The sequence below is a fragment of the Brevibacterium sp. BRM-1 genome, assembly GCF_026802075.1.
Lineage (GTDB): Bacteria > Actinomycetota > Actinomycetes > Actinomycetales > Brevibacteriaceae > Brevibacterium > Brevibacterium rongguiense.
Genome location: NZ_CP113788.1, coordinates 1,393,712 through 1,416,039 on the forward strand (window position 1 = coordinate 1,393,712; position 22,328 = coordinate 1,416,039).

The 22,328-nt window shown below is 74.9% G+C and carries 16 protein-coding genes; 3 read left to right on the forward strand and 13 right to left on the reverse strand.

Translation table 11 applies throughout. The features are described from left to right. Nucleotides 1-46: 46 nt before the first annotated feature. A complete protein-coding gene (locus BRM1_RS06125) occupies nucleotides 47-2,398 on the forward strand; it encodes a heavy metal translocating P-type ATPase (protein ID WP_268529323.1) in 2,352 nt (783 codons plus the stop codon). 126 nt (nucleotides 2,399-2,524) lie between these two features. Here BRM1_RS06125 and gatB read toward each other — a convergent pair whose 3' ends face one another. From gatB to BRM1_RS06175, 10 genes are all read right to left on the reverse strand, one after another. Further along, nucleotides 2,525-4,003, reverse strand: a complete 1,479-nt coding sequence (gatB, locus tag BRM1_RS06130) for an Asp-tRNA(Asn)/Glu-tRNA(Gln) amidotransferase subunit GatB (RefSeq protein WP_268529325.1) — start codon at nucleotides 4,001-4,003, stop codon at nucleotides 2,525-2,527. Nucleotides 4,004-4,018: 15 nt separating this feature from the next. Continuing rightward, the gene (gene gatA / locus BRM1_RS06135; protein WP_268529328.1) at nucleotides 4,019-5,521 is read right to left on the reverse strand and encodes an Asp-tRNA(Asn)/Glu-tRNA(Gln) amidotransferase subunit GatA; all 1,503 of its coding nucleotides are present in this window, start codon (nucleotides 5,519-5,521) and stop codon (nucleotides 4,019-4,021) included. Nucleotides 5,522-5,523: 2 nt separating this feature from the next. Beyond that, a complete protein-coding gene (gatC, locus tag BRM1_RS06140; RefSeq protein ID WP_160953324.1) occupies nucleotides 5,524-5,829 on the reverse strand; it encodes an Asp-tRNA(Asn)/Glu-tRNA(Gln) amidotransferase subunit GatC in 306 nt (101 codons plus the stop codon). Nucleotides 5,830-6,042: 213 nt separating this feature from the next. Further along, nucleotides 6,043-6,381 carry a hypothetical protein gene (locus BRM1_RS06145; protein ID WP_268529334.1) on the reverse strand — a complete coding sequence of 113 codons (339 nt, stop codon included), beginning with the start codon at nucleotides 6,379-6,381 and terminating at the stop codon, nucleotides 6,043-6,045. Nucleotides 6,382-6,502: 121 nt separating this feature from the next. Continuing rightward, nucleotides 6,503-9,049, reverse strand: a complete 2,547-nt coding sequence (gene ligA / locus BRM1_RS06150; protein ID WP_268529336.1) for an NAD-dependent DNA ligase LigA — start codon at nucleotides 9,047-9,049, stop codon at nucleotides 6,503-6,505. Next, nucleotides 9,046-10,104, reverse strand: a complete 1,059-nt coding sequence (locus BRM1_RS06155; protein WP_160953326.1) for a hypothetical protein — start codon at nucleotides 10,102-10,104, stop codon at nucleotides 9,046-9,048. Before BRM1_RS06155 ends, ligA begins: the two co-directional genes overlap by 4 nt. Beyond that, nucleotides 10,101-12,095 (reverse strand): S9 family peptidase, encoded by a 1,995-nt coding sequence (locus BRM1_RS06160; protein ID WP_160953327.1) that lies wholly within the window; start codon nucleotides 12,093-12,095, stop codon nucleotides 10,101-10,103. Before BRM1_RS06160 ends, BRM1_RS06155 begins: the two co-directional genes overlap by 4 nt. After that, entirely contained in the window at nucleotides 12,092-13,294 is a 1,203-nt protein-coding gene (locus BRM1_RS06165) for an AI-2E family transporter (RefSeq protein ID WP_268529339.1), read from the reverse strand. The genes BRM1_RS06160 and BRM1_RS06165 overlap by 4 nt, the downstream gene beginning before the upstream one ends. Before the next feature lie 9 nt (nucleotides 13,295-13,303). Beyond that, the gene (mnmA, locus tag BRM1_RS06170; protein WP_268529342.1) at nucleotides 13,304-14,527 is read right to left on the reverse strand and encodes a tRNA 2-thiouridine(34) synthase MnmA; all 1,224 of its coding nucleotides are present in this window, start codon (nucleotides 14,525-14,527) and stop codon (nucleotides 13,304-13,306) included. Next, on the reverse strand, nucleotides 14,524-15,759 hold the full coding sequence (locus BRM1_RS06175) for a cysteine desulfurase family protein (protein WP_268529344.1): 1,236 nt from the start codon (nucleotides 15,757-15,759) through the stop codon (nucleotides 14,524-14,526). Before BRM1_RS06175 ends, mnmA begins: the two co-directional genes overlap by 4 nt. Before the next feature lie 96 nt (nucleotides 15,760-15,855). On the opposite strand from BRM1_RS06175, the gene BRM1_RS06180 reads away from it, so the two are divergent. Together BRM1_RS06180 and BRM1_RS06185 are read left to right on the forward strand one after the other, a co-directional pair. After that, nucleotides 15,856-16,206 carry a hypothetical protein gene (locus BRM1_RS06180; protein ID WP_160953632.1) on the forward strand — a complete coding sequence of 117 codons (351 nt, stop codon included), beginning with the start codon at nucleotides 15,856-15,858 and terminating at the stop codon, nucleotides 16,204-16,206. After that, a complete protein-coding gene (locus tag BRM1_RS06185) occupies nucleotides 16,203-16,625 on the forward strand; it encodes a hypothetical protein (RefSeq protein ID WP_407925021.1) in 423 nt (140 codons plus the stop codon). Before BRM1_RS06180 ends, BRM1_RS06185 begins: the two co-directional genes overlap by 4 nt. Nucleotides 16,626-16,922: 297 nt before the next feature. Here the strand turns inward: BRM1_RS06185 and BRM1_RS06190 are convergent, their stop codons facing one another. The 3 genes from BRM1_RS06190 to BRM1_RS06200 form a co-directional block, all read right to left on the reverse strand. Further along, nucleotides 16,923-19,496 (reverse strand): hypothetical protein, encoded by a 2,574-nt coding sequence (locus BRM1_RS06190; protein ID WP_160953633.1) that lies wholly within the window; start codon nucleotides 19,494-19,496, stop codon nucleotides 16,923-16,925. 4 nt (nucleotides 19,497-19,500) lie between these two features. After that, on the reverse strand, nucleotides 19,501-20,475 hold the full coding sequence (locus BRM1_RS06195; protein WP_268529347.1) for a tetratricopeptide repeat protein: 975 nt from the start codon (nucleotides 20,473-20,475) through the stop codon (nucleotides 19,501-19,503). Between the two features lie 117 nt (nucleotides 20,476-20,592). Further along, on the reverse strand, nucleotides 20,593-22,224 hold the full coding sequence (locus tag BRM1_RS06200) for a hypothetical protein (protein WP_268529349.1): 1,632 nt from the start codon (nucleotides 22,222-22,224) through the stop codon (nucleotides 20,593-20,595). Nucleotides 22,225-22,328 lie beyond the last annotated feature (104 nt).

Sequence of the window (22,328 nt, forward strand, 5' to 3'; positions counted from 1 at the left end):
CGCCCACCCCCTTGCCCGATACCCCCTCGGGGTATATGTTCGAGGCATGTCCCACTCCGATCCGCACACCGCCCGCCCGCACGGCCCAGGACACGCCGAAGCACCCGGCGCAGCGCCGGCGTCCGAGGCGCGGCCATCCGGCGCTCAACGACCCGGTGCCGAGGGAAACCGGCACGGCGGCGGCCAGTGCGGCGGTGGTGACCAGCACGGTGGTGGGGCCCAGCACGGCGGCAACCCGACCCACGGGCACGGCGGTGGGGCCGGGGCACCCGGGACCCAGCCCGGTCACCAGCACGACCACGGTCACGACGACCAGCACAGTCGCGGCGACCACCACGGCCACGGGGGCCATCACGACCACGTGGCGATGTTCCGGCGCCTGTTCTGGACCATGCTCGCCCTGGCGGTGCCCGTCGTGGGGTGCAGCCCGATGTTCGCCCAGCTCGTGGGCTATGAGATCCCCGCCGGGCCGCTGGCCTGGGTCTCACCGGTGCTCGGCACCGTCATGTACGCGTGGGGCGGCCGGCCGTTCCTCACCGGCGCCGCCTCCGAACTGCGGGCGCGCCGGCCCGGGATGATGCTGCTCATCGCGCTGGCGATCACCGTGGCGTTCGCATCGTCGTGGGGCGCGGCGCTCGGACTGCTCGACCCGGGCCTGGACTTCTGGTGGGAGCTCGCCCTCCTCATCGTCATCATGCTGCTGGGCCACTGGATCGAGATGCGCTCGCTGGCCCAGACCTCGTCCGCCCTGGACTCCCTCGCCGCGCTGCTGCCCGAGGAGGCCGAGCGCGCGGTGCCCGGCCGGGACGGGGAGACCACCGAGCGCGTCGCGCCCGCAGCCCTGCGCGTGGGCGACACGGTCATCGTCCGGCCGGGGGCGGCCGTGCCCGCCGACGGCGAGGTCGTCGACGGCTCGGCCCACCTCGACGAGTCGATGATCACGGGCGAGTCGCGGCCGGTCGTCCGCTCGGCCGGCGACCGGGTGGTCGCGGGCACCGTCGCACAGGACTCCGGGCTGCGGGTGCGCGTCACCGCCACGGGCGATGACACCGCCCTGGCCGGCATCCAGGGCCTCGTCGCACAGGCCCAGCAGTCGTCCTCGCGCACGCAGGCGCTGGCCGATCGCGCGGCCGGCTGGCTGTTCTGGTTCGCACTCGGCGCCGCGGTCGTCACCGCGCTCGTCTGGGCGCTGGGGCTGGGCCGGCCGGACGAGGCGGTGGTGCGCACGGTCACCGTCCTCGTCATCGCCTGCCCCCACGCGCTGGGTCTGGCGATCCCCCTCGTCATCTCGATCGCCACCGAGCGGGCCGCCCGCGCGGGCGTGCTCATCCGCGACCGGCTGGCGCTCGAGGCGATGCGCACCGTCTCGACGGTCGTGTTCGACAAGACCGGCACGCTCACCCGCGGCGAGCCCGCGGTCACGGACATCGCCACCGCATCCGACGGCGCCTCCCCCGGCGCCGACGAAGTCCTGCGCCTGGCCGCGGCCGCCGAGTCCGACAGCGAGCACCCGCTGGCCCGCGCGATCGTCGCCGCGGCGCGGGAGCGCGGCCTGACGATCCCGCAGTTCTCCGACTTCTCCTCCCGCCCCGCGGTGGGCGTCCAGGCGCGGGTGGACGGCGCGCGCGTGCAGGTGGGCGGGCCCGCCCTGCTCGCGGATGCCGACGCGCAGCCGCTGACCGCCGCGCACGACTGGTCGGCCGACGGCGCGACGGTCCTCCACGTGCTCGCGAACGGGCGCGTCATCGGCGCCCTCGAGCTCGCCGACGACGTGCGCCCCGAGTCCGCCGAGGCGGTCGCGGCACTCCATCGGGAGGGCATCGGCGTCGTCATGATCACCGGCGACGCGCAGGAGGTGGCGGAGGCCACGGCGCGCGGGCTCGGCATCGACCGGGTCTTCGCCGGCGTGGCCCCGGCGGACAAGGAGAAGCACATCGCGGCCCTCCAGGCCGACGGCCACCGGGTCGCAATGGTGGGCGACGGCGTCAACGACGCCCCCGCCCTGGCGCGCGCGGACGTCGGCATCGCGATCGGCGCCGGCACGGATGTCGCGATCGCCTCGGCCGGGGTCATCCTCGCCTCGTCCGACCCCCGCGCCGTGCTCTCCGTCTTCGAGCTCTCGCGCAGGGCCTACCGCAAGATGGTGGAGAACCTCTGGTGGGCCGCCGGCTACAACCTCATCGCGGTGCCGCTGGCCGCCGGGGTGCTGGCGCCCATCGGCTTCCTCATGCCCATGAGCGCGGGCGCCCTGCTCATGTCCGCCTCGACCGTGGTCGTCGCCGCCAATGCCCAGCTGCTGCGCCGCCTCGACCTCGACCCGGCGGCCGTGACCGCCCGCATCCTCGACGGCAGCTCAGGAGCCTCGCGCGCGAACGGGCCCGGGCACCCCGGCGCCTGAGCCCGCACCACCCGGCCGCACGGCGGCTGCCCCCGGCGCCGCACGCGTGCACGGCGCCGGCCTCCGGCGCACACCGCCGCGGCCCGCCCCCGGTCGTGCCAGAGGCGAGCGGCGGGCGGGGTGCGCTCAGCCGAGCCTGGCGAGGATCAGCTCGCGGGCGCGGCCCGCATCGGCCTGGCCGCGCGTGGCCTTCATGATCGGGCCGATGAGCGCCCCGATCGCCTGCTGCTTGCCGCCGCGGATCTTCTCCACGACGTCGGGGTTGTCCGCGATCGCCTGGTCGACGGCGGCCTCGAGCGCGCCGTCGTCCTGGACGATCTCGAGCCCGCGGGCGGCCATGACCTCGGCGGGGCTGCCCTCGCCGGAGATCGTGCCGTCGAGGACCTGCCGGGCGAGCTTGTCGTTGAGCCTGCCGGCCTCGACGAGGCCCGCGAGCTCGGCGATCTGGGCGGGGCTCACGAGGTCCTCGGGATCCCGCTCGTCCTGCTTGGCGCGGCGGGCGACCTCGCCGGTCCACCACTTGCGCGCCGCCGCGGGCGACGCGCCCAGCTTGACCGTCTCCTCGACGGGGTCCAGGAGGCCGGCGTTGATGACGTCGCGCATCTCCAGCTCCGTGATGCCCCATTCTCCGATGAGCCGGCGGCGGCGCGCGGCGGGCAGCTCCGGCAGCGAGGCGCGGATCTCCTCGACCCACTCGCGGGCCGGCTCGACCGGCACGAGGTCCGGCTCCGGGAAGTACCGGTAGTCTTCCGCATCGGACTTCACGCGCCCGGACGAGGTCTCGCCGGTGTCCTCGTGGAAGTGGCGGGTCTCCTGGAGGATCGACTCGCCGGCGGCGAGCAGCGTGGCCTGGCGGGCGATCTCGAAGCGCACGGCCCGCTCGATCGAGCGGAACGAGTTGACGTTCTTCGTCTCCGTGCGCGTGCCCAGCGGGGCGTCCGGCGAGTCGCGCAGCGAGACGTTGATGTCGGCGCGCACATTGCCCTGCTCCATCTTCGCCTCGGAGACGCCGAGGGCCTTGAAGATGTCGCGCAGGGTGCGCACATAGGCGGCTGCCACCTCGGGCGCTCGCCTGCCCGTGCCCTCGATGGGGTGGGTGACGATCTCCACGAGCGGCACGCCGGCGCGGTTGTAGTCGACGAGGGAGTGGTCCGCGCCGTGGATGCGCCCGCCGGCGCCGCCCACGTGCGTGTTCTTGCCCGCGTCCTCCTCCATGTGCGCCCGCTCGATCGGCACGTGCACGAGCTGGCCGTCCTCGAGTTCGACGTCGATGCCGCCGTTCGCGGCGATCGGCTCGTCGAACTGGGAGGTCTGGAAGTTCTTCGGGTTGTCCGGGTAGAAGTAGTTCTTGCGCGCGAACCGGCAGGACTGCGCGATCTCGCAGCCCAGCGCCAGGCCGATCCGGATCGCGTACTCCACGCCCTTCTCGTTGACGACCGGCAGCGCTCCGGGCAGGCCGAGCGAGACGGGCGTGGTGTTCTCGTTCGCGCCGCCGCCGAACGAGTTGGGCGCGGCGTCGAACATCTTCGTGGCGGTGCCGAGCTCCACGTGGACCTCGATGCCCAGGACCGGGTCGTAGCGCTCGATTGCCTCTTCGTACTTCATCTCAGTCCCTCTCGCTCACAGTTCCGGGGCCGAGGCGAGGACCGGGCCCGCGCCCGCGCTCGCCAGGGCGGTTTCCAGGCCGGCGCCCACCTCGTAGAGGCGGGCGTCCTCGCGCGCGGGGGCCAGCAGCTGGAAGCCCACGGGCAGGCCGTCGGCCAGGCCCGCCGGCAGGCTCATCCCGGGGATGCCGGCGAGGTTCGCCGGGATCGTCGCGATGTCGCCCAGGTAGAGGGCCATCGGATCGTCGGCGGACTCGGCGCCGAACTCGTAGGCCGTCGTGGGCGCGGTGGGCGAGACGAGCGCATCGGCGGCCTCGAAGGCGCGCGCGAAGTCCCGCTGGACGAGCGTGCGGACCTTCTGCGCGGAGCCGTAGTAGGCGTCGTAGTAGCCGGCCGACAGCGCGTAGGTGCCCAGGATGATGCGGCGCTTGACCTCCGCGCCGAAGCCCGCGGCGCGCGTGGCGGCCATGACCGTCTCGGCCGTGACGGGCCCGGACTCGGGCTCGGCGCGCAGGCCGTAGCGCATCCCGTCGTAGCGGGCCAGGTTCGAGGACACCTCGGAGGGCATGATGAGGTAGTAGGCGTCGAGCGCGTAGGACAGCGCCGGCAGGTCCACCTCGACGATCTCGGCGCCCTGCGCCTCGGCGGCGTCCAGCGCGGCCCGGAAGGCCGCGAGGACGCCGGGCTCCCAGCCCTCGCCCTGGAGCTGCTTGATGACGCCCAGCCGCTTGCCCGCCAGGCCCGCCGCCGCGCCGGCCCGCGCGGCGGCGGTGAAGTCCGGCACCGCCTCGGGCAGGGAGGTGGAGTCGAAGCGGTCGTGGCCGGCGAGCACGCCGTGCAGCGCCGCCGCATCGGCCACCGTGCGGGCCACCGGGCCCACCTGGTCCATGGACGAGGTCATCGCGATGACGCCGTAGCGGGACACGGAGCCGTACGTGGGCTTGACGCCCACGGTGCCGGTGAAGGCGGCGGGCTGGCGCACCGAGCCGCCGGTGTCCGTGCCCACGGACAGGGGCGCCTCGTAGGCGGCGACGGAGGCCGCCGCACCGCCGGACGAGCCGCCGGGCACGCGGGCGGGATCCCACGGGTTGAGCGTGCGGCCGAACGCCGAGTGCTCAGTCGTGGAGCCCATCGCGAACTCGTCGAGGTTCGTCTTGCCCAGCAGCGGCATGTGCGCGGCCTGGGTCTTCCGGTAGACGGTCGCGTCGTAGGGCGGCACGAAGTCGGCGAGCATCCTCGACCCGGCCGTCGTGGGGATGCCCGAGGTGGAGATGAGGTCCTTGTGCGTGACGGGCACGCCGGCCAGCGGGGGGAGCTCCTCGCCGACGGCGCGGCGGCGGTCGACGTCCGCGGCGGTGGCGAGCGCGGTGTCGGCCGTGACGGTGATGAAGGCGTTGAGGCGCTCGTCGACCGCGGCGATGCGGTCGAGGTGGGCGCGGGTGACCTCCGTCGAGGAGTAGTCGCCGGCGGCCATCCCCTGGGCCAGGTCGAGCGCGCTCAGGCGGGTGAGGTCGGCCATCGTCACTCCTCCCCGAGGATCTGCGGGACGAGGAACTTGCCCTCGTCGTCCGCGGGGGCGTTCGACAGCGCCTGCTCGGCGGTGAGCGTCTCGCCCACGGTGTCGGGGCGCATGACGTTGCGCAGCGCGATCGGGTGGCTCGTGGCCGGCACGTCGTCCGTGGCGACCTCCGCCACTCGCGCGACGTTGCCGAGGATGTGGTTGAGGTCCCCGGCCAGCGCCGCGAGCTCCTCGTCGTCCATGGCGATCCTGGCGAGCTGGGCCAGGTGGGCCACTTCTTCGGATGTGATCGCGGATTGCTCCGGCATCGTCACCCCTTCAGGTGGATGGGCTGTGGTTCTCGCTGTGCGGCGGGCCGCCGCGCTTCGCCGTCTACCTTAATCGAGGCCCGCGGGCCCGGTGCGCGGAGTGCGCCGGGCGGGGTCGGGAGCACCGAGTGCGGCGGTCGCCCTGGGCTGGGGTGCGTGGACGGGAGCAGGGCCGTCATCGCGGTCAGCGGGCGGCGGGGCCCACGCCGCGGCTCATGCGCTCTCGGGGAACGTGCGCTCACCGGAGATGTAGCCGGCGAGGTCGGCCGCGACGCGCTCGGCATCGGCGCGGGCCATCTCACCGCCGTCCGCGGCCGCGAGCAGCTCCGCGCGCACCGCCTGCACGCGCGAGCGCTCCGATTCGCCCGCCTGAGGCGCGGCGGCCGCGGGCGCGGCGGCCGCGGGCTCCTGGCGGGCGCCCCCGCCGTGGAACGTGGCCTCCAGCAGTGCCCGAGGCGCGGGCGGGGCCGGCGCCTGCGCGGCGGCGATGCTCGTGAGGGCGGCCGAGAGGCCCAGCGTGCTGAGGAGGACGAAGCGGGTGGTGCGGTTCATGCGTCCCACTGTCCCAGCCGCGGCTGAGTGCGGTGGGGTGCGCGCCTGTGCCCCGGCTGAGGGCGGCCCCACGTGCCCCGTGACGGCGCGGGAGGCGGCCCGGTGCAGCGGATTCGGGCGCTCAGCCCTCCGGCGTGTCGCCCGTTGGGTCGGCCACCGTCTCGTCCGCACCGTCGTCCGCGGCGGCATCCGCGGCATCGCCCGCCGTCTCGTCCCCGCCGGCGTCGGGCCCCTCGGCCAGCAGCCGCGCGAAGCCGTCGGCGTCGAGGATCGGCACGCCCAGCTCCTCGGCCTTGGCGAGCTTCGAGCCCGCCGCGTCGCCGGCCACCACGTAGTCCGTCTTGTTCGACACGGAACCGGCCGCCTTGCCGCCGGCTGCGACGATCGCCTCCTTGATGCCGTCGCGGGTGTAGCCGGGCACGGAGCCCGTCGCGACGATCGTCAGCCCGGCCAGGGTCTGCGGCGCCCCGGACTCCTCCGGCGCCGCATCGGCCATCTGCACGCCGGAGGCCGCCCAGCCGTCCACGAGGGCCGCGTGCCAGTCGACGGCGAACCAGTCGACGACGCTGTCGGCGATCGTCGGCCCCACTCCCTCGGTCTCCGCGAGCTCCTCCCGGCTGGCCGCGCGCAGGCCGTCCATCGTGTAGAAGCGGGCGGCGAGCGCGCGGGCGGCCGTGGGCCCCACATGGCGGATGGAGAGCGCCACGAGCACCCGCCACAGCGGCTGGCCCTTCGCTCGCTCCAGCTCGTCGATGAGAACCTCGGTGGTCTTGCCCGGCTGGGAGCCGCGCTGCTCGCGCCACTGCCCGGCGGACTTGTAGAAGCCGTACTTCGGCCGCGACCAGAACGCCGGCGCCAGGCGCCAGTCGCCGGTGGGCTCGCCGTCGCGGCGCTCGGGCTGGAAGACGAGGACGTCGCGCAGGTCGTCTGCGGTGAGGTCGAAGAGGTTGGCCCCGGTCGTGACGACGGGGGCCTGGGGGCCGGGCAGCAGGGGGTCGGCGGGGTCTGTGACCCGCAGCAGCGGCACCCCGTCGGTGCCCTCGGCCACCGCGCCGTTCTTGACGACGCAGAACTGCTCGAGCTGCGCATCGGCCGCCGAGCGCAGCGGCAGGTAGAGGGCGTGGCCCGCGCCCAGCCCGGCCAGCGCCTCGGGCCGGCGGCGGTCCGGGTCGGTGAGCGCGATGGCCGACTCCTCCCCCAGGGACTCGATGTCGAAGGCGCCGCGGGAGGCGGCGTGCTCGATGCGCCCGGTGACCTGGGCGGGGCAGGAGAGCGCATTGGGGCAGCGCAGGTCCTTGTCGCCCTCCTTCTGCTCGGCCAGCGGGGTGCCGCAGGCCGGGCAGTCGGCGGGCATGTGCCACTCGCGCTGCGTGCCGTCGCGGTCTGCGACGACCGGGCCGAGCACCTCGGGGATGACGTCGCCGGCCTTGCGCAGCACGACGGTGTCGCCGATGAGCAAGCCCTTGCGCGCGACCTCGTGGGCGTTGTGGAGGGTCGCGCGGTCCACGGTGGAGCCGGCCACGCGCACCGGCTCCATGATGGCGTAGGGGGTGGCCCGGCCCGTGCGGCCGATGTGGACGCCGATGTCGAGCAGCTTCGTCGTCACCTCCTCCGGCGGGTACTTGTAGGCACAGGCCCAGCGCGGGGCGCGCGAGGTGTAGCCCAGCTCCTCCTGGACCGCGATGTCGTCGACCTTGACGACGATCCCGTCGATCTCGTGGAGGACATCGTGGCGGTGCTCGCCGTAGTAGGCGATGTAGTCGTTGACGTCGCGCTGGGTGCGGCACTCGCGGAAGTACTCGCTGATCGGCATCCCCCAGGAGCGCAGCAGCTCGTAGACCTCGGACTGCAGCGCGGGCTCCGGGTGGGATTCGTCGGCCGGGACCCAGGCCGCCACCCCGTGGACGAGCATGTGCAGGGGCCGCTGCGCGGTCACGCGCGGGTCCTTCTGGCGCAGTGAGCCGGCGGCGGCGTTGCGGGGATTGGCGAACGGCGCCTTGCCCTGCTCGACGAGGCCCGCGTTGAGCTCGCCGAACGCCTCGACCGGGAAGAAGACCTCGCCGCGGATCTCCACCTGCTCCGGCGGGTGCTCGGTGTCCAACCGGGCGGGGATGTCCGCGATCGTGCGCACGTTGGCGGTGATGTCCTCGCCCGTGTAGCCGTCACCGCGGGTGGCCGCGCGCACCAGCCGGCCCGCGCGGTAGAGCAGGTTGACGGCCAGGCCGTCGATCTTGAGCTCCGAGAGGAAGCGGGTGCCCGCGGGCACCTGCTTGGCCACGCGGGCGAACCAGGCGTCGAGCTCCTCGACGGAGAAGACGTCGTCCAGGGAGTACATCCGCGCGGTGTGGTCGACCGCCTCGAACGTCGAGGTGTCGGCCCGGCCGCCCACCCGCTGGGTGGGCGAATCGGCGCTCGCGAGCTCCGGGTAGGCCTCCTCGAGTCCGCGCAGGCGCTCCATGAGCGCGTCGAACTGCGCATCGGAGACCGTGGGCGCGTCGGCAACGTAGTAAGCCTCGCGGTGGGCGTCGATCTGGGCGGCCAGCTCGTGGGCGAGCCGCTGGCGGGCCGCGGGGTCGCCGAGGTCGGCGCCGGGCCCGCTCGCATCCTCCGGGGTGGGCTCGGGGTGCGCCGGCTCGGCGGGGTCGGGCACGGGGGTCTTGCTCGTCATGCGTCCTCCTCGAGTGCGGCGGCGATGCGGGCGGCCAGGCGCAGACGGGTGCGCGCTCCCGCGGGCGCGGCATCCGCCGGCAGCAGCGGCGGGTCGTCCACCGGCAGCTCCCAGCCGGTGAGGACGCCCAGTGCGGCCGCGGCGGCCGCGGGCATGCCGAGGGCCGTCCAGGGCCGGCGCACGGCGTCGACCCAGCGGGTGACCTCACCGGGCTCGGCGCCCGCGTCGGCGGGCAGGCGCAGCCAGACCTCGGTGCCGGAGTCCGCTGCCTCCGCCAGCCGCTCCCAGTGCGCGCGCCCTGCCGGGGAGTCCGCCGGCAGCGGCACGGCGATGGCGCCGGCACCGGCATCGGCGAGGAGGTCTTCGCGGCGCAGGCGCGCGCCGCGCACCTCGACGCTGCCCAGCCGTGGCAGGGCGATGATCGTGTCCTCGCCGGTGCGGCGGAGGAACGAGCGCAGCCCGCCCACGACCGCGGCCTCCGGCACGGCCGGCAGGGTGCGCAGCCCGGAGACGGTGGGCACCCTCCCGGCCAGCACGGCGTCAAGGGCGGTCTCGAGCAGGCGCACGCGCGGGGCCTGGCCGAGCGCCCGCTGCGCGCGGGCCAGCAGCTGCTCGGCACCGGCCGCGTAGGCCTGGAGCACGTCGCGCACGGCCCCCGGATCGGCCAGGGCGCGGCCGCCGCCGGGCAGGCTGAGCGCGCTCAGCAGGGTCCACGGGCCGGGCAGGCTGAGCAGCGCGCGGCCCTCGAAGCCCGCGCCGTACTCCTCGGCGGCCTCGAGCGCGCGCGCCGTGCGGGAGCGCTCGCGGCGCAGATCGCGCCCGGCCCCCGCGGCCAGGCGCCAGCCGTAGGAGTCGCGGTCGACGGGCAGGCCGTCGAGCAGGGCGGCGGCGCAGCCGACGGCGTCCACGGCCCACCGGGTCTCGCCCACGGCCGGAGCGGCGAGCAGCGGCAGCGGGGGCAGGCCCTCGCCGAGCTCCGCGAAGGACGCGGCCGCGGCCTCGCGGGCATCGGTGCCGGGCCAGGGCCCCAGGCCCGCCGCGCGCAGGGCGCTCACCGGCCCCGCCCCCGCAGCACGACCGGCGGCACATCGGGGGTCTCGAAGCCCATGACGCGGCCGTAGAAGGACAGCTCCGCCTCGAGGGCGGCGGCGATGTTGGCCGGCTGGGTGAAGCCGTGGGACTCGCCGGGGAAGAACAGCGCCGCGTACGGCACGCCCCGCTCGTCCAGGCCTGCGGCCAGCTGCTCGGCCTGACTGCGCGGCACCACCGGATCGACGTCGCCCTGGAAGATCGCGATGGGCGCGCGCACGGTGTCGAGGCGGCCCAGCGGCGAAGCGCCCGCGTATGCCTCCGGGCCGCCGGCCAGGCCCTCCACGTAGCGGGACTCGAAGTCGTGGGTGGAGGCGGCCAGCGTCGTCAGGTCCGCCACCCCGTAGTAGCTGGCGCCCGCCGCGAAGACCGTCGTGTCGGTCAGCGCGCGCAGCACCGTGTAGCCCCCGGCCGAGCCGCCGCGGATGCCCAGCCGGGCGGGATCGGCCGCGCCCTCGGCGACGAGCGCTGTCATGACCGTCACCGCGTCGGCGACGTCCACCTCGCCCCAGCGGCCGCGCAGCCGCTCGCGGTAGGCCCGCCCGTAGCCGGTGGAGCCGCCGTAGTCGACCTCGACGACGCCGATCCCCCGCGAGGTGAAGTAGGCGTGCTCGAGCGAGACCCGCGGGGTGGCCTGCGCGGTGGGGCCACCGTGGATGACGGCGAGGTAGGGCGCGGGCCCGGCGGCCTCCGCGTCGGGGCTGTGGGGCGGGTAGACGATCGCGTGGACGCCGTCGAACTCGCGGACCGCGGGGCGCGGCAGGTAGGCCGCGGGGACGGGCAGCTCCGCGGCCAGGGCGATGGCGAAGAGCCGGCCGCTGGGGATGTCGTAGGCGTAGAGCCCGGTGATCCGGTCCGGCCCGCCGCCCAGCAGCAGCGCGGTGTCACCGGAGACGTCCTCGAGGGCGAACGCGCTGAGCTCGCAGGGCAGTTCGCGCACATCGCCGTCCTCGCGGGCGGCGGGCGAGGCATCGGCCCACAGCAGCCGGGAGGTCCCGCTCCTCGCCTGGGCCAGGATGCGGCTGCCGCCGCGGGCGGGCAGGTACCAACGGGCGTCGAGGCTCCACAGCGGGCCGCCGATCTCGCCCTGGTCCGCCAGCAGGGGCTCGGCCTCGGGCCGCATGGCACCGGGGCGGCCCTGGGCCCGGGCCAGGAAGTCCGGCGCGCTGAGCCGGTAGAGCGTCCAGGTCCCGGTGCGGTCGGCGCTCACGGCGAGCCGGGCGGTGGACAGCCACTGGGGCTGGAGCACGGATTCGCCGGGCTGGCCGAAGACGGCGCAGGGCTCGCCGCCCGGCTCGCACAGGTAGAGCCGCGTCTCGTCCCACGGCATGTCGGGGTGGTCCCAGCCGATGAATGCGAGCAGTGCGCCGTCCGGGGACAGCTGCGGCTGGGCGAGGAAGTGCGGCCCGCGGGCCAGCTCCGCGACGGCGGGCGCTGCGCAGGCCTGTGCGGGCTCGGCGCTGGTGTGCGCTGCGACTGCGGGCGCGCGCGGGTCGATCGCGACGATGGCGCGCTCGATCCCGCCCGGCAGGTGCGCCTCGCGGATCCCCAGCAGGCGGCCGCCCGAGTACGCGAGGCCGCCGTAGCGCACGGCCGCCCCGCTGGCGGGGGTGAGCGGCTCCGGGTCCGCCCCGGTGCGGGCGGTGTCGAGGCGGTAGAGGCGCTGGTCGGCGCCGTTGACGAAGACGAGCAGGCCCGCGTCGTCAAGCGCCCAGGCCCCGCCGCCGTACTCGTGGACGCGGCTGCGGGCGCTGAACCCGGCCGGCAGCAGCTGGCGGGCCTCGCCGGGGCGGGCGACGGCGGTGGTGAAGACTCCGATCCGGCCGCCCTCGGCGGGGATCCGCTGGGCGTAGCAGATCCGCTCGGCCGCGAACCGGGCGTCGCTGACGGGCGCCTCGGCGCCGGCGACGAGGGCAGCAGTGAGCGGCGAGCGCCAGGCGCCGGGGGCAGCGCTCACGCGGGCGTGCCTTCCGCCGGGCCGGGGGCGCCCGGCTCCACGGCCGCGCCGTCGGCGGCGGGCGCACCGTCGGCGGCGGGCGTGGCGCCGCTGGCGGGCGGGTCCGCGATGTCCTCGGCGTAGAGGCCGCCGCGGGCGTCGATGAGCGCCTTCGCCACGGCCCAGCCGAACGCGGCCAGCGGCACGGCGACGACGGCGCCGGCGATGCCGCCGGTGTGCGCGCCGATCGCGAGCGCGATGAGGATGACGACCCCGTGCAGGCCCAGCGTGTCGCCCATCACCTTGGGCTGGAGGATGTGGTGCTCGATCTGGTTGACGATGATGACGACGATGACGAGGACGAGGCTGGGCACGGGGCCCAGCGTCACGAGGGTGACGAGCGCCGCGAGCATGCCGGTGACCAGCGCGCCGAGGATGGGCACGAAGGCGCCGAAGAAGATGAGCGCGCCCAGCGGGATCGCGAGCGGCGCGTGCATGATGAGCATGACCGCCGTGTCCACGACGGCGGCGAAGAGCGCGATGATCGTCGTCCCGCGCACGTAGCGGCCCAGGACCCGGGAGCCCTCCGCGGCCGCCAGGTGGGCGCGCTCGCGGTGGCGGGTGGGGATGAAGCCGCGCGCGAACGCCCACATCCGGTCGCCGTCGAGGAGGAAGAAGAAGAGCAGCACGAGGGTGAGGACGAGGCCGGCGCCGATCTCGCCCGCGGTGGCGAAGCCCGCGAGAGCCCGCTCGCCCAGGTTGCCGGTCTCGCCGCCCAGGGTCCGCTCGACCTGCTCGAGGCGCTCGGCGTTGAGCAGGATGCCGAACCGGCCCAGCCACTCCTGCAGGCGGGTGACGCCCTCGATCGCCTTCTCCGCGAGCTCCCCCGCCTGGTGGTAGATCGCGAGCCCGATGAGGAAGAACGCGGCGAGGAGGGCGAGCAGCGCCCCGGCGAAGGCGGTGACGGTGGAGCCCACGCGCCCGAAGCGGCGGGCCCGCAGCCAGTTGAGGGCGGGCTGCAGGGCGCACGTGAGGATCGTGGCGATGACGATGGGCAGGGAGACGATGAGCTGCGAGGACACGAGCCAGGCGATGACGGCCACGGCGGCGAAGACGATGAGGAACTGCAGCGCGCGCACGCTCAGGCGCCCCACCCCATCGGCCCACAGGCTCGCACCGGGACGCATCCCGGCCGCCGGCTCCTTCTGCCCCTCGATCATGGCCACAGCCTAGTCGAGCGCGGCGCCCGCACCGGCGGGCTCCGGCTGCTGCGCCGGGGCGGCGCCGCCCTCCTCCCAGCGGGCGGTGCGGTCGATCGTCGCCTGCCCCAGCACGCGCGTGCCGCGGTAGAGGACCATCGTCTGGCCCGGCGCCACCCCGGTCAGCGGTTCGGCGGTGCGCACGTGCAGGAGCTGGCCCGCCGGCCGGACCGCCGGGACGTCGAACTCGCTGGCCGGCGGCTCGGATTCGCAGGCCCCCAGCCACGCGCGGGCGGGGACGGGCTCGGAGTGCGCGCGGATCTGCACCTCGCACTCGATCGCGGCCCCCTCGCCCCGCCCGAGGTCCGCGGGGGGCTCGCCGCACCAGCTCGTGCGGATGCCGGTGAGCGCGTCGACGAAGAGCGCTGCGCGCCCGCCCACCGTGACCGTGTTCGAGCGCGCGTCGACGCCGGTGACATAGCGCGGCCGGCCGTCCACGGCGGGGCGCTCGAGGCTCAGGCCCCTGCGCTGCCCGACGGTGAACGACATCGCCCCCTCGTGCTCGCCGAGCACCGCGCCGTCCTCGTCTCGGATGAGCCCCGGGCGCATGGGGATCTTGTCCGCCAGCCACGCCTTCGTGTCACCGTCGGGGATGAAGCAGATGTCGTAGGAGTCGGGCTTGCTCGCCACCGGGAAGCCGCGCTCGGCGGCCTCGGCGCGCACCTCGGCCTTGGCCGCCGAGGCGCCGATAGGAAAGAGGCAGTGCTCGAGCTGGGGGCCGGTCAGCACGCCCAGAACGTAGGACTGGTCCTTGTTCATGTCGTGCCCGCGGTGGAGCTCCGGGCTGCCGGCCGGGGTGCGCACGACCTCCGCGTAGTGGCCGGTGGCCACCGCGTCGAAGCCCAGCGCGAGCGCCCGGTCGAGGAGGGCGGCGAACTTGATGCGCTCATTGCAGCGCATGCAGGGGTTGGGGGTGCGGCCCTGGGAATACTCGGCGATGAAGTCGTCGACGACGTCTTCCTTGAACCGCTCGGAGAAGTCCCACACGTAGAAGGGGATGCCGATCATCCCGGCCACGCGGGCGGCGTCCCGGGAGTCCTCGATCGTGCAGCAGCCCCGGGAGCCGGTGCGCAGGGTGCCCGGCATCCGGTTGAGCGCAAGGTGGACGCCCACGACCTCGTGGCCGGCATCGGCCGCGCGCGCGGCGGCCACGGCGGAGTCGACCCCGCCGGACATCGCGGCGAGCACCCTCATCGGCCCACCGCCCCGGTCGGAGTGGCCGGGCGCTCGGCCGAGGCGGCCCGCCAGGCGGGCTCGGCGGAGACCATGCCGGCGGCGCGTGCCTGCGCGACGACGCCGGGCACCGCCGCGATAAGCGCGTCGACCTCCGCTCCGGTGGTCGTGGGGCCCAGGGTGAAGCGCTGGGCGGAGCGGGCATCGGTCTCGCTCATGCCCATGGCCAGCAGCACGGAGCTCGGCCGGTTGACTCCGGCCGCGCACGCGGAGCCGGCGGAGGTGTCGAATCCCGCGGCATCGAAGCCGAAGAGCAGGGAATCGGCCTCGCAGCCGGGGAAGACCATGTGCACGCTGCCCGGCAGCCGCCCGGGCCCTGCGGGGCCGCTCAGGCGCGCCTGCGGCACCGCGGCCTCGATGCCCGCGATGAGCCGGTCGCGCAGGGCCGCGAGGGCGGCGGTGCGCTGGGGGCGATCCGCGCAGGCGGCGCGGGCGGCGGCAGCGAACGCCACGGCGCCGGCCACGTCGAGCGTGCCCGAGCGCACGGCTCGCTCCTGGCCGCCGCCGAACTGCACGGGGGCCACCTCGGCGTCGCGGGCCAGCAGCAGGGCGCCCACCCCCACGGGACCGCCCAGCTTGTGCGCGGTGATCGACATCGCGGCGGCGCCGAGCGCGGAGAAGTCCAGCGGCACCTGCCCGAAGGCCTGGACCGCGTCGATGTGGAGCGGCACGCCGTGTGCGCGGGCGAGCTCGGCGGCGCGCGCAATCGGCTGCAGGGCGCCCACCTCGTTGTTGGCGGCCATGACGCTGATGAGCGCGGTGCGCTCGGCGGAGTCGGCCAGCTCGGCCTCGAGCGCTGCCAGGTCGAGCACACCGGCGGAGTCGACGGGCAGGATGGCGAGCTCGGCGCCCCGGGCGGCGAGCGCCTCGGCGGTCTCGAGCACGGCGGGGTGCTCGACGGCGGAGACGAGCAGCCGCGGGCGCGCGGCCTGCGCGTTGCGGGCGCGCCACAGGCCCTGGACGGCGATGTTGTCCGCCTCGGTGCCCCCGGAGGTGAAGAGCACCTCGGAGGGGCTGCCCGCCCCGGCCAGCTCGGCGAGCTCTTCGCGCGCCGCCTCGAGGCGCATGCGGGCGGCCTGGCCGTCGGCGTGGAGGGCCGAGGGGTTGCCCACGCGGGTGAGCTCGGCTGTGTAGGCCGCCAGCACGTCCGGCTGCATGGGCGAGGTGGCGGCGTGGTCGAAGTAGGCGCGCACGGCGAACATTGTACGGGCGCAGGACCGAGCGCGCACGGGCCCGCGGCCACGCGGGCGGGGCCAGGGCGCCCTCACCCTGGGACTACACTGAGGACCGTGTTTCCGGTCCTGACGCTCCTCGAGTATGCGGCCGCCGTCATCCTCACGCTGTGGGGGGCGCTCGGCGCCATCCGCAACCGTCCCGCCGGCCGGGGCCTGCTGGGATTCGCGGCGTTCGTGCTGCTGCTCCTGCTCGTCCAGCTGGTGGTGGGGATCGCGGCCTTCGGGGGCCACTCCGGGACGGACCCGCTGCTGTTCTTCGGCTACGTCGCCACCGCCATCGTGCTCATGCCACTGGCCGGGGTGTGGGCATTCGCCGAGCTCAGCCGGTGGGGCCCGCTTGTCCTGATGGCGGCCGGGATCACGGTGTTCGTCATGGTTGTGAGGATGGATCAGATTTGGCAGTGAGCTACTCGGCAATGCACTCCGGCCTGGGGCGCGGCCTGACCGCCGTCTACGGCATCTTCGCGCTGGCCGCGACCGCCCGCGCGGGCTACGAGTTCGCCAGCAAGTTCGACCAGGCGCCGCTGGCGTATTCGCTCTCGCTGTTCTCCGCACTCGTCTACATCGTCGCGACGGTGTGCTTCGTGCTCGGCACCCGGACGAGCCACCGGATCGCGATCGGCGCCTGCCTCGTCGAGTTCGTCGGCGTCATCGTGGTGGGCGCGCTCAGCCTCATCCGCCCGGACCTCTTCCCCGATTCCACCGTGTGGTCGGCCTTCGGGATCGGCTACGGCTTCATCCCCGTCATCCTGCCGCTCGTGGGCCTGTGGTGGCTGCGCCGCGTGGGCCGCGCCGCGCAGGCGGCGTCACCCGCACAGGTGTGAGGGCGCCCGCGCACGCGTGACTGCCCCTGGACAGGGGCGAGGCCGCCGTCCGAGGCCGACGGCCGATAGCCGGCGTCTCCGCAGATGCGTGAGGGCCGGCGTCACCGGAGATGGTTGACGGCCGGCACCGAGGCAGCCTGGTCGCTGCCGCCGCTCGGGAGTGACGGCCCGGGCAGACGGGCAACGGCCACCGCCAAGGGTGGGAGACCGCGGGCCGCCGAGGGCCGGGGGGCCGCTGGCCGGCCGGCCAGGCTCCCGTGCGCCGCGGGCCGGCAGGCCCAGGGAGGCCGGCTCTGTTCAGCCCTCCGCGCTCGCCGCCCCGCCCGCGTCCGTGCCCGAGGCGCTCGGCTCCGCCGCGCTCCCCGCGGCGCCGGAGCCCGGCTCGGGGCTTGCCGTCTTCGTCTGCTTCGCGCTCTTCTTCGCGTCCTTCGAGCCCTTCGATGTCTGCGCGGAGACGAGGAACCAGTCCGAGGTGACGAGCTTGACCGCGTCGCCCTGCTGGACGGCCAGGTAGGGCACCGAGGTGTTGATGCGGATGTGGCTGCCGTCGTCGCCCGTGGTCATGACGGCCTTGACCGCGGCGCCCATGTTCACGGAGTAGTCATCGGGCACATCGAAGTCGACCGCGCAGCGCAGATCGCCCAGCGATACCGCCCCGTCGTCCTCGGTGCGCAGCCCGCGCACCTCGCCGTCGTCGGCCGGGCTGCAGTCGGCGCGCACGTTGGCGAACGCGTCATCGCCCTTGCCGAACGCCTCGACGTAGCTGCGGAAGCTCTTCGCGGCGCTGCCGCTGACCTCGGCGGCGCCCGCCGGGGCCTTGCCGGTCTCCAGGCGCGTGGCCAGCTGGGCCGCGGCCTTGGCGGCGAGCCCGGCGTGATTCTCCGGCGCGCGGGCCACGGTCCCGTCGTCGCCCGCCTGGAGCGCCGGCACCTCACCGGTGGGCACGAAGATGCCCTTGGCGACCGTCCAGTCCGCCGTGGAGCTCTCCCGCTGCACGAGCATCGCCTGGGTGCCCTGCTTCTGGTCCGCGGCCTGCCCGAACGCCAGGAACCACATGGGGTACTCGCCGAAGCTCGGCCCCGCGGCCACCACGGAGGAGAAGCCGACGGCCGAGAGCTTCTGCTTGTCCGCCTTCGCGATCTTCACCTCCGCGCGGGTGCGCTCGAGCAGCGAGCCCGACTGCAGCGCGTCGAGGCCCTCTCCCCCGCTGCCGAGCGCCGTGTCGAGGCGCTTCGTGTAGTCCTTGAGGAACTCACCCGCCTGGCCTTCGCGCAGGGGACCGCGCTCATAGGGCGAGACCTGCGGGTGCTCGGGTTGGGCGATGGGCAGGGGGGTGCAGCCCGAGGCGCCCAGCACCGTGGCGCCCAGGCCCGCCGCCAGGGCGAGCCCGCGCCGGTGCGCGCGAAGGCGGCGCCGGGCGGGGCCGCCTTCGGCACTCGCCTGGCCGGCGGGGCCGCCGCGGCGCTCCGCACCGCCCTGCCTGCCGGCTGCGTCGCCGGGATTGCCGCCGGTGCTGCCGCCGGCCTCGGCGCTCTCGCCCCCAGCCGAGGAGCCGGTGAAGCGCCCGCGCCGGCCCCGCCTGCGCGGTGACCGGGCGCTGCCGCGCTCGCGCGCGCTCGAGCCCGCCCGCGGCGAGCCGGCACGGCCGGCACCGTCGCCGACGGCATCGCCGGTGCTGGTGCCGTTGCCGGTGCCGTGGCTGTCGCCGCTGTCGTCGTCGCGTTCGCTGTCGCTGTCAGTCCGGTCACCGGTGTGGCCGTCGGCGGGCGAGTCATGCTCGTCCCGCGCATCGTCCGGGTGAGAAGCAGCACCCTCGGCCCGGACGTCGCCCTCACCGCGGGCGCGATTCACCCGACCAGTGCTGCCCTCGGTCCCGTCGCCGTTCCCGGACCGCGGCGCGCCCTCGGGCCGAGCGCCATCGGCGCGGGTGCCATCCGCTACCCGAGTGTCGTCGTCGGCCCGGGCATCGTCCTTCAGCCGGGTGCCGTCCTTGAGCGGAGCGCCGTCGTCCCCACGCGGAGCATCGGAGCTGAGTGACTCGCTGGGGCTGCGCTGACCGGCCGGCTCGGCGGGATCCGGCTCGGCGGGACCCGGCGCACGGTTCGGGCTATCCGGTGCCTCCGCGGCGGGCTCCTGCGCCCCGCCCGCGGCACCCGGCTGCGCACGGGGGGCCGACTGCGCGGCCGGCGGCCCCCGGACGCCCGCGGCCTCGAAGGCCTCGGTGCGGGCGCGGTGCGCGGCCCCGCCGTCGGGGCCCTTGGGGCGCGGGCGGATGCGCTTGGCGCGGATGCGCAGCAGCAGGAACGCCGTGAGCCCGAAGGCCAGCAGCGCCACCGCAATGCCGATGACGCAGAACGCGAATACGCCCCTCACCTGCATGGTCATGCGCACGTGGACGTTGTCCAGGGTGCCAGTGCCGGAGGCGGGCGCGATGACGAGCGTCTGGCGGCTGTCATCGAGTTCGAAGGTCCGCGAGACCGCCGCGCCCGTGTCGCGGCTGAGCCACCAGTCGCGGTCGGCCGCGGCGGCCTTGGGCGCCTCGCCCGGCACGAACCGGTGGTCGATCGCCCCGGGGAAGTGCACGTCGGTGATCTCCTCGTGCGCGACTCCGGTGAGGTAGTCCTCGGTGTCCACGCCGCTCGCGGTGCCGATGAACAGCTCCTCATCCCCGGTCGCCGTGATCGTCGCGGTGGTCTTGGCGAACGGCACGAGCTGCTCGTTGAGCAGGATCGCGCGGGCCGCGGAATCGGCCGTGAACTCGTCCGTCTCCGTCACGTCGTCCGTGCCCGCCACGGACAGCGCGGAGAGGACGAGGACAACGGCGAGGACTCCCACCAGTGCCGACAGCGCGGCGAACACCCACTTGAGCATGGCGTCAGAAGAGGGCGCGCATGAGGCGCGAACGCGCCTTCGTCACCCGCGGGTCGGCCGCGCCCACGACCTCGAACAGCTCGAGGAGGCGCACGCGCACGCGCTCGCGGTCGTCTCCGGCCAGGGTCGGGAGCATCCCGAGCAGGCGCGCGAAGGCGTCGTCGACGTGGCCGCCTGCGACGTCGAGGTCCGCGAGCTCGAGCGCCGCGTCGACGCTGCCGGGCTCGTCGGCTGCCGCCTGGCGGACCTGGCCGAGGTCCTTGCCGCGGGTGCGCTTGAGCAGGCCGACGCGCGCCAGGCCCACCTTGGCGTCCTCATCGGCGGGGGCGGCGGCGAGGGCCTCGCGGTAGATGGCCTCGGCGCCGTCCAGATCGCCGCGTTCGAGTGCGTCGAGTGCGTCCGGGTGGGCCGGACCGGCGGGCTCCTCCGCCTGGCCCGCGACCACGGCGCGCTCGGTCATGCCCTGCTGGCCCGCGAGCTGGACGAGCTGGTCGAAGATCTGCTTGACCTGCGCCTCGGGCTGGGCGCCCTGGAACAGCGGGACGGGCTGGCCCTGCACGATCGCGACGACGGTGGGGATCGACTGGACCTGGAACATCTGCTGGATGCGCGGATTCGCGTCGACGTCGACCTTGCCGAGCACCAGCGCGCCGCCCATCCCCTCGACCACGCGGTCGAGCACGGGCGAGAGCTGCTTGCACGGCTCGCACCAGTCCGCCCACAGGTCGAGGACGACGGGCACGCGGGCGGAGAGCTCGACGACGCTGTTGAAGCTCGCCTCGTCGACGTCGAAGACGAGCGCGGGCACGCTCACGCCGGCGCCGCCCTGGCCCGCCGCCTGGGCGGGCACGGCGGAGCGGCTGCGGACGGCGGAGAGGTCGAGGCCACCGTGCCCACCGCCGGCAGGGGCGGGCTGCGCGGCGCTGCCGGGCTGCGGTGCGGCGCCGGGCTGACCGGGCTGCTGCGGGGGAACTGACATGTGCATCACTCCTGCTGTGGCTTCGCTGGGCCGGCGCGGCCGCGGGCCGCGCGCGGCGGTTGTGGTCCTGGGGCCACTGTATTCCCACGCGGGCCCCGGTGCGCGCTGCGCGGGCGCCTAGGTCAGCTCGGCACCGGTCATCGCCTCGGTGACGCCGATGAGCTGGGGCTTGCCGCCGCCCTTCTTCGGCACGACGAACGCCACGATCTCCGCGTAGTCCGTCTTGAGCTTCTTGCTCGTCGAAGTCTCCTTGACGAGCTCGCTCTGCGGCTTGGGCACGCTGAGCGTGCCGGAGCGCCCGCCCGTGGACTCGGGGCTGATCGTGCGGGTGGAGGTCATGCTGCCCACCACCACCGCGCCGCCGTCGGCCGTCTGCTGCGCGACGACGTTCTTGCCCGGCGTGTACTTCGCGTCGATCGTCGCGTTGCCCTCGGCGAGCGCCTTCTTCTGGTCCTCGAGCGATTTCTTGACCTGCTTGGCGTAGTCGTCGTCGCCGAATTCGCCGCCGCTCTTCGACCCGACCGCCAGCGCCTTCGCGTACGCGGAGACGGTGTCCTGCGGTGTCTTCGCGAGTCCGCTGGCGTCGGCGCCCAGCAGCGTCGAGCCCTGCCGCGCGTCGTTGACCTCCGGGATCTGGCTGCCGGAGAGGAGCACCGACTGCGACCACACCTTGTAGTCGGAGCGGGCGGTGTCCTGCTTGAGCACGATGAGCTGGGTCTGGCCGGAGTCGGAGTCCTCGGCCACGAGCGTGGTGACCCGCGGCCAGGCGTCCGTCGCCGAGGTGTAGTTGAGCGTGATGGAGTCCGCGGCGAGCGCCGGGGGCAGGTCGACGTCCTTGGCCTTCTTCTTCACGGCGTACGCCTTCTTGCGCAGCGCGCCGAACGGGCCGGAGGCGCGCGTCTCGAGCGTCTTCGAGCTGAGGTTGGAGTCCGCCTGCGCGACGGCCTCCGAGGCGCTGTGGAGGATCCGCTCGGCCTGGCCGTCGTCGATGACGGCGGTGGCGGTGCTGGGCTTGTCCGCCGGGGAGGGCTCGGGCAGCTCCTGGGACTGCGCACCGCAGCCGGCGAGCGCGAGCGCGGGCACGACGGCGAACGCCGCCCCCGTCTCGGCGAGCTTGCGCCGGCGCTCCTGGCGCGCGGTGCGCCGGCGGCGCTCGCGCCGGCCGCGCCGGATGCCCATGAACAGCAGCACGAGCCCGATGAGGAACGCGATCCCGCCGGCCACCATGAGCGGCACCGCCCAGGGGGTGGCGGCGTCCTTCTGCCAGGAGATGGAGACCTGCTGGGCGGCGTCGGACTTGCCGTCGGTGCCGATGAGGAACGCCGTGCGGCCGGCGTCCTGGTCCCAGTCGAGCGTCTGGGGGGCGGCGCCGGTCTGCACCGAGGTCCACAGGTCCGCAGCCGCGGGGTTGGGGGCCGAGTCCTTGCCGTCGGACTTCTCCGCCTTGAGCGCGCTCTCGCTCGTCAGCCCGGTGATCTCCGTGTGCGCGGTGTCGCCCACCCAGGCGTCGACGTTCTCCTTCGAGGCCTGGGCGATCGTCACGTCGCCCGTGCCCTCGACCGTGAGCCTGGCCGGGCCCGGGTAGAGGTTGAGCATCCCCGGGTCGACCACGACGAGCGGGCCCGGGGAGTCCAGGTCGGCCGTGGCCGTGATCGTGTCGGAGGGGGCGAGGACGGTCTTCTGCAGGATGCCGAAGCCGCCCAGGACCACCCCGAGCACCATGAAGATGACGGCGAAAACGTAGCGCACTGAGGTCCTTCCATTGGGTGGGCCGTGGTGTGGGATCCGCGAACGGGCCCGGCCAAGTCTAGTTCACGCCGTTGCCGAACCGTTATCCGCGCAGCCGATGCGTT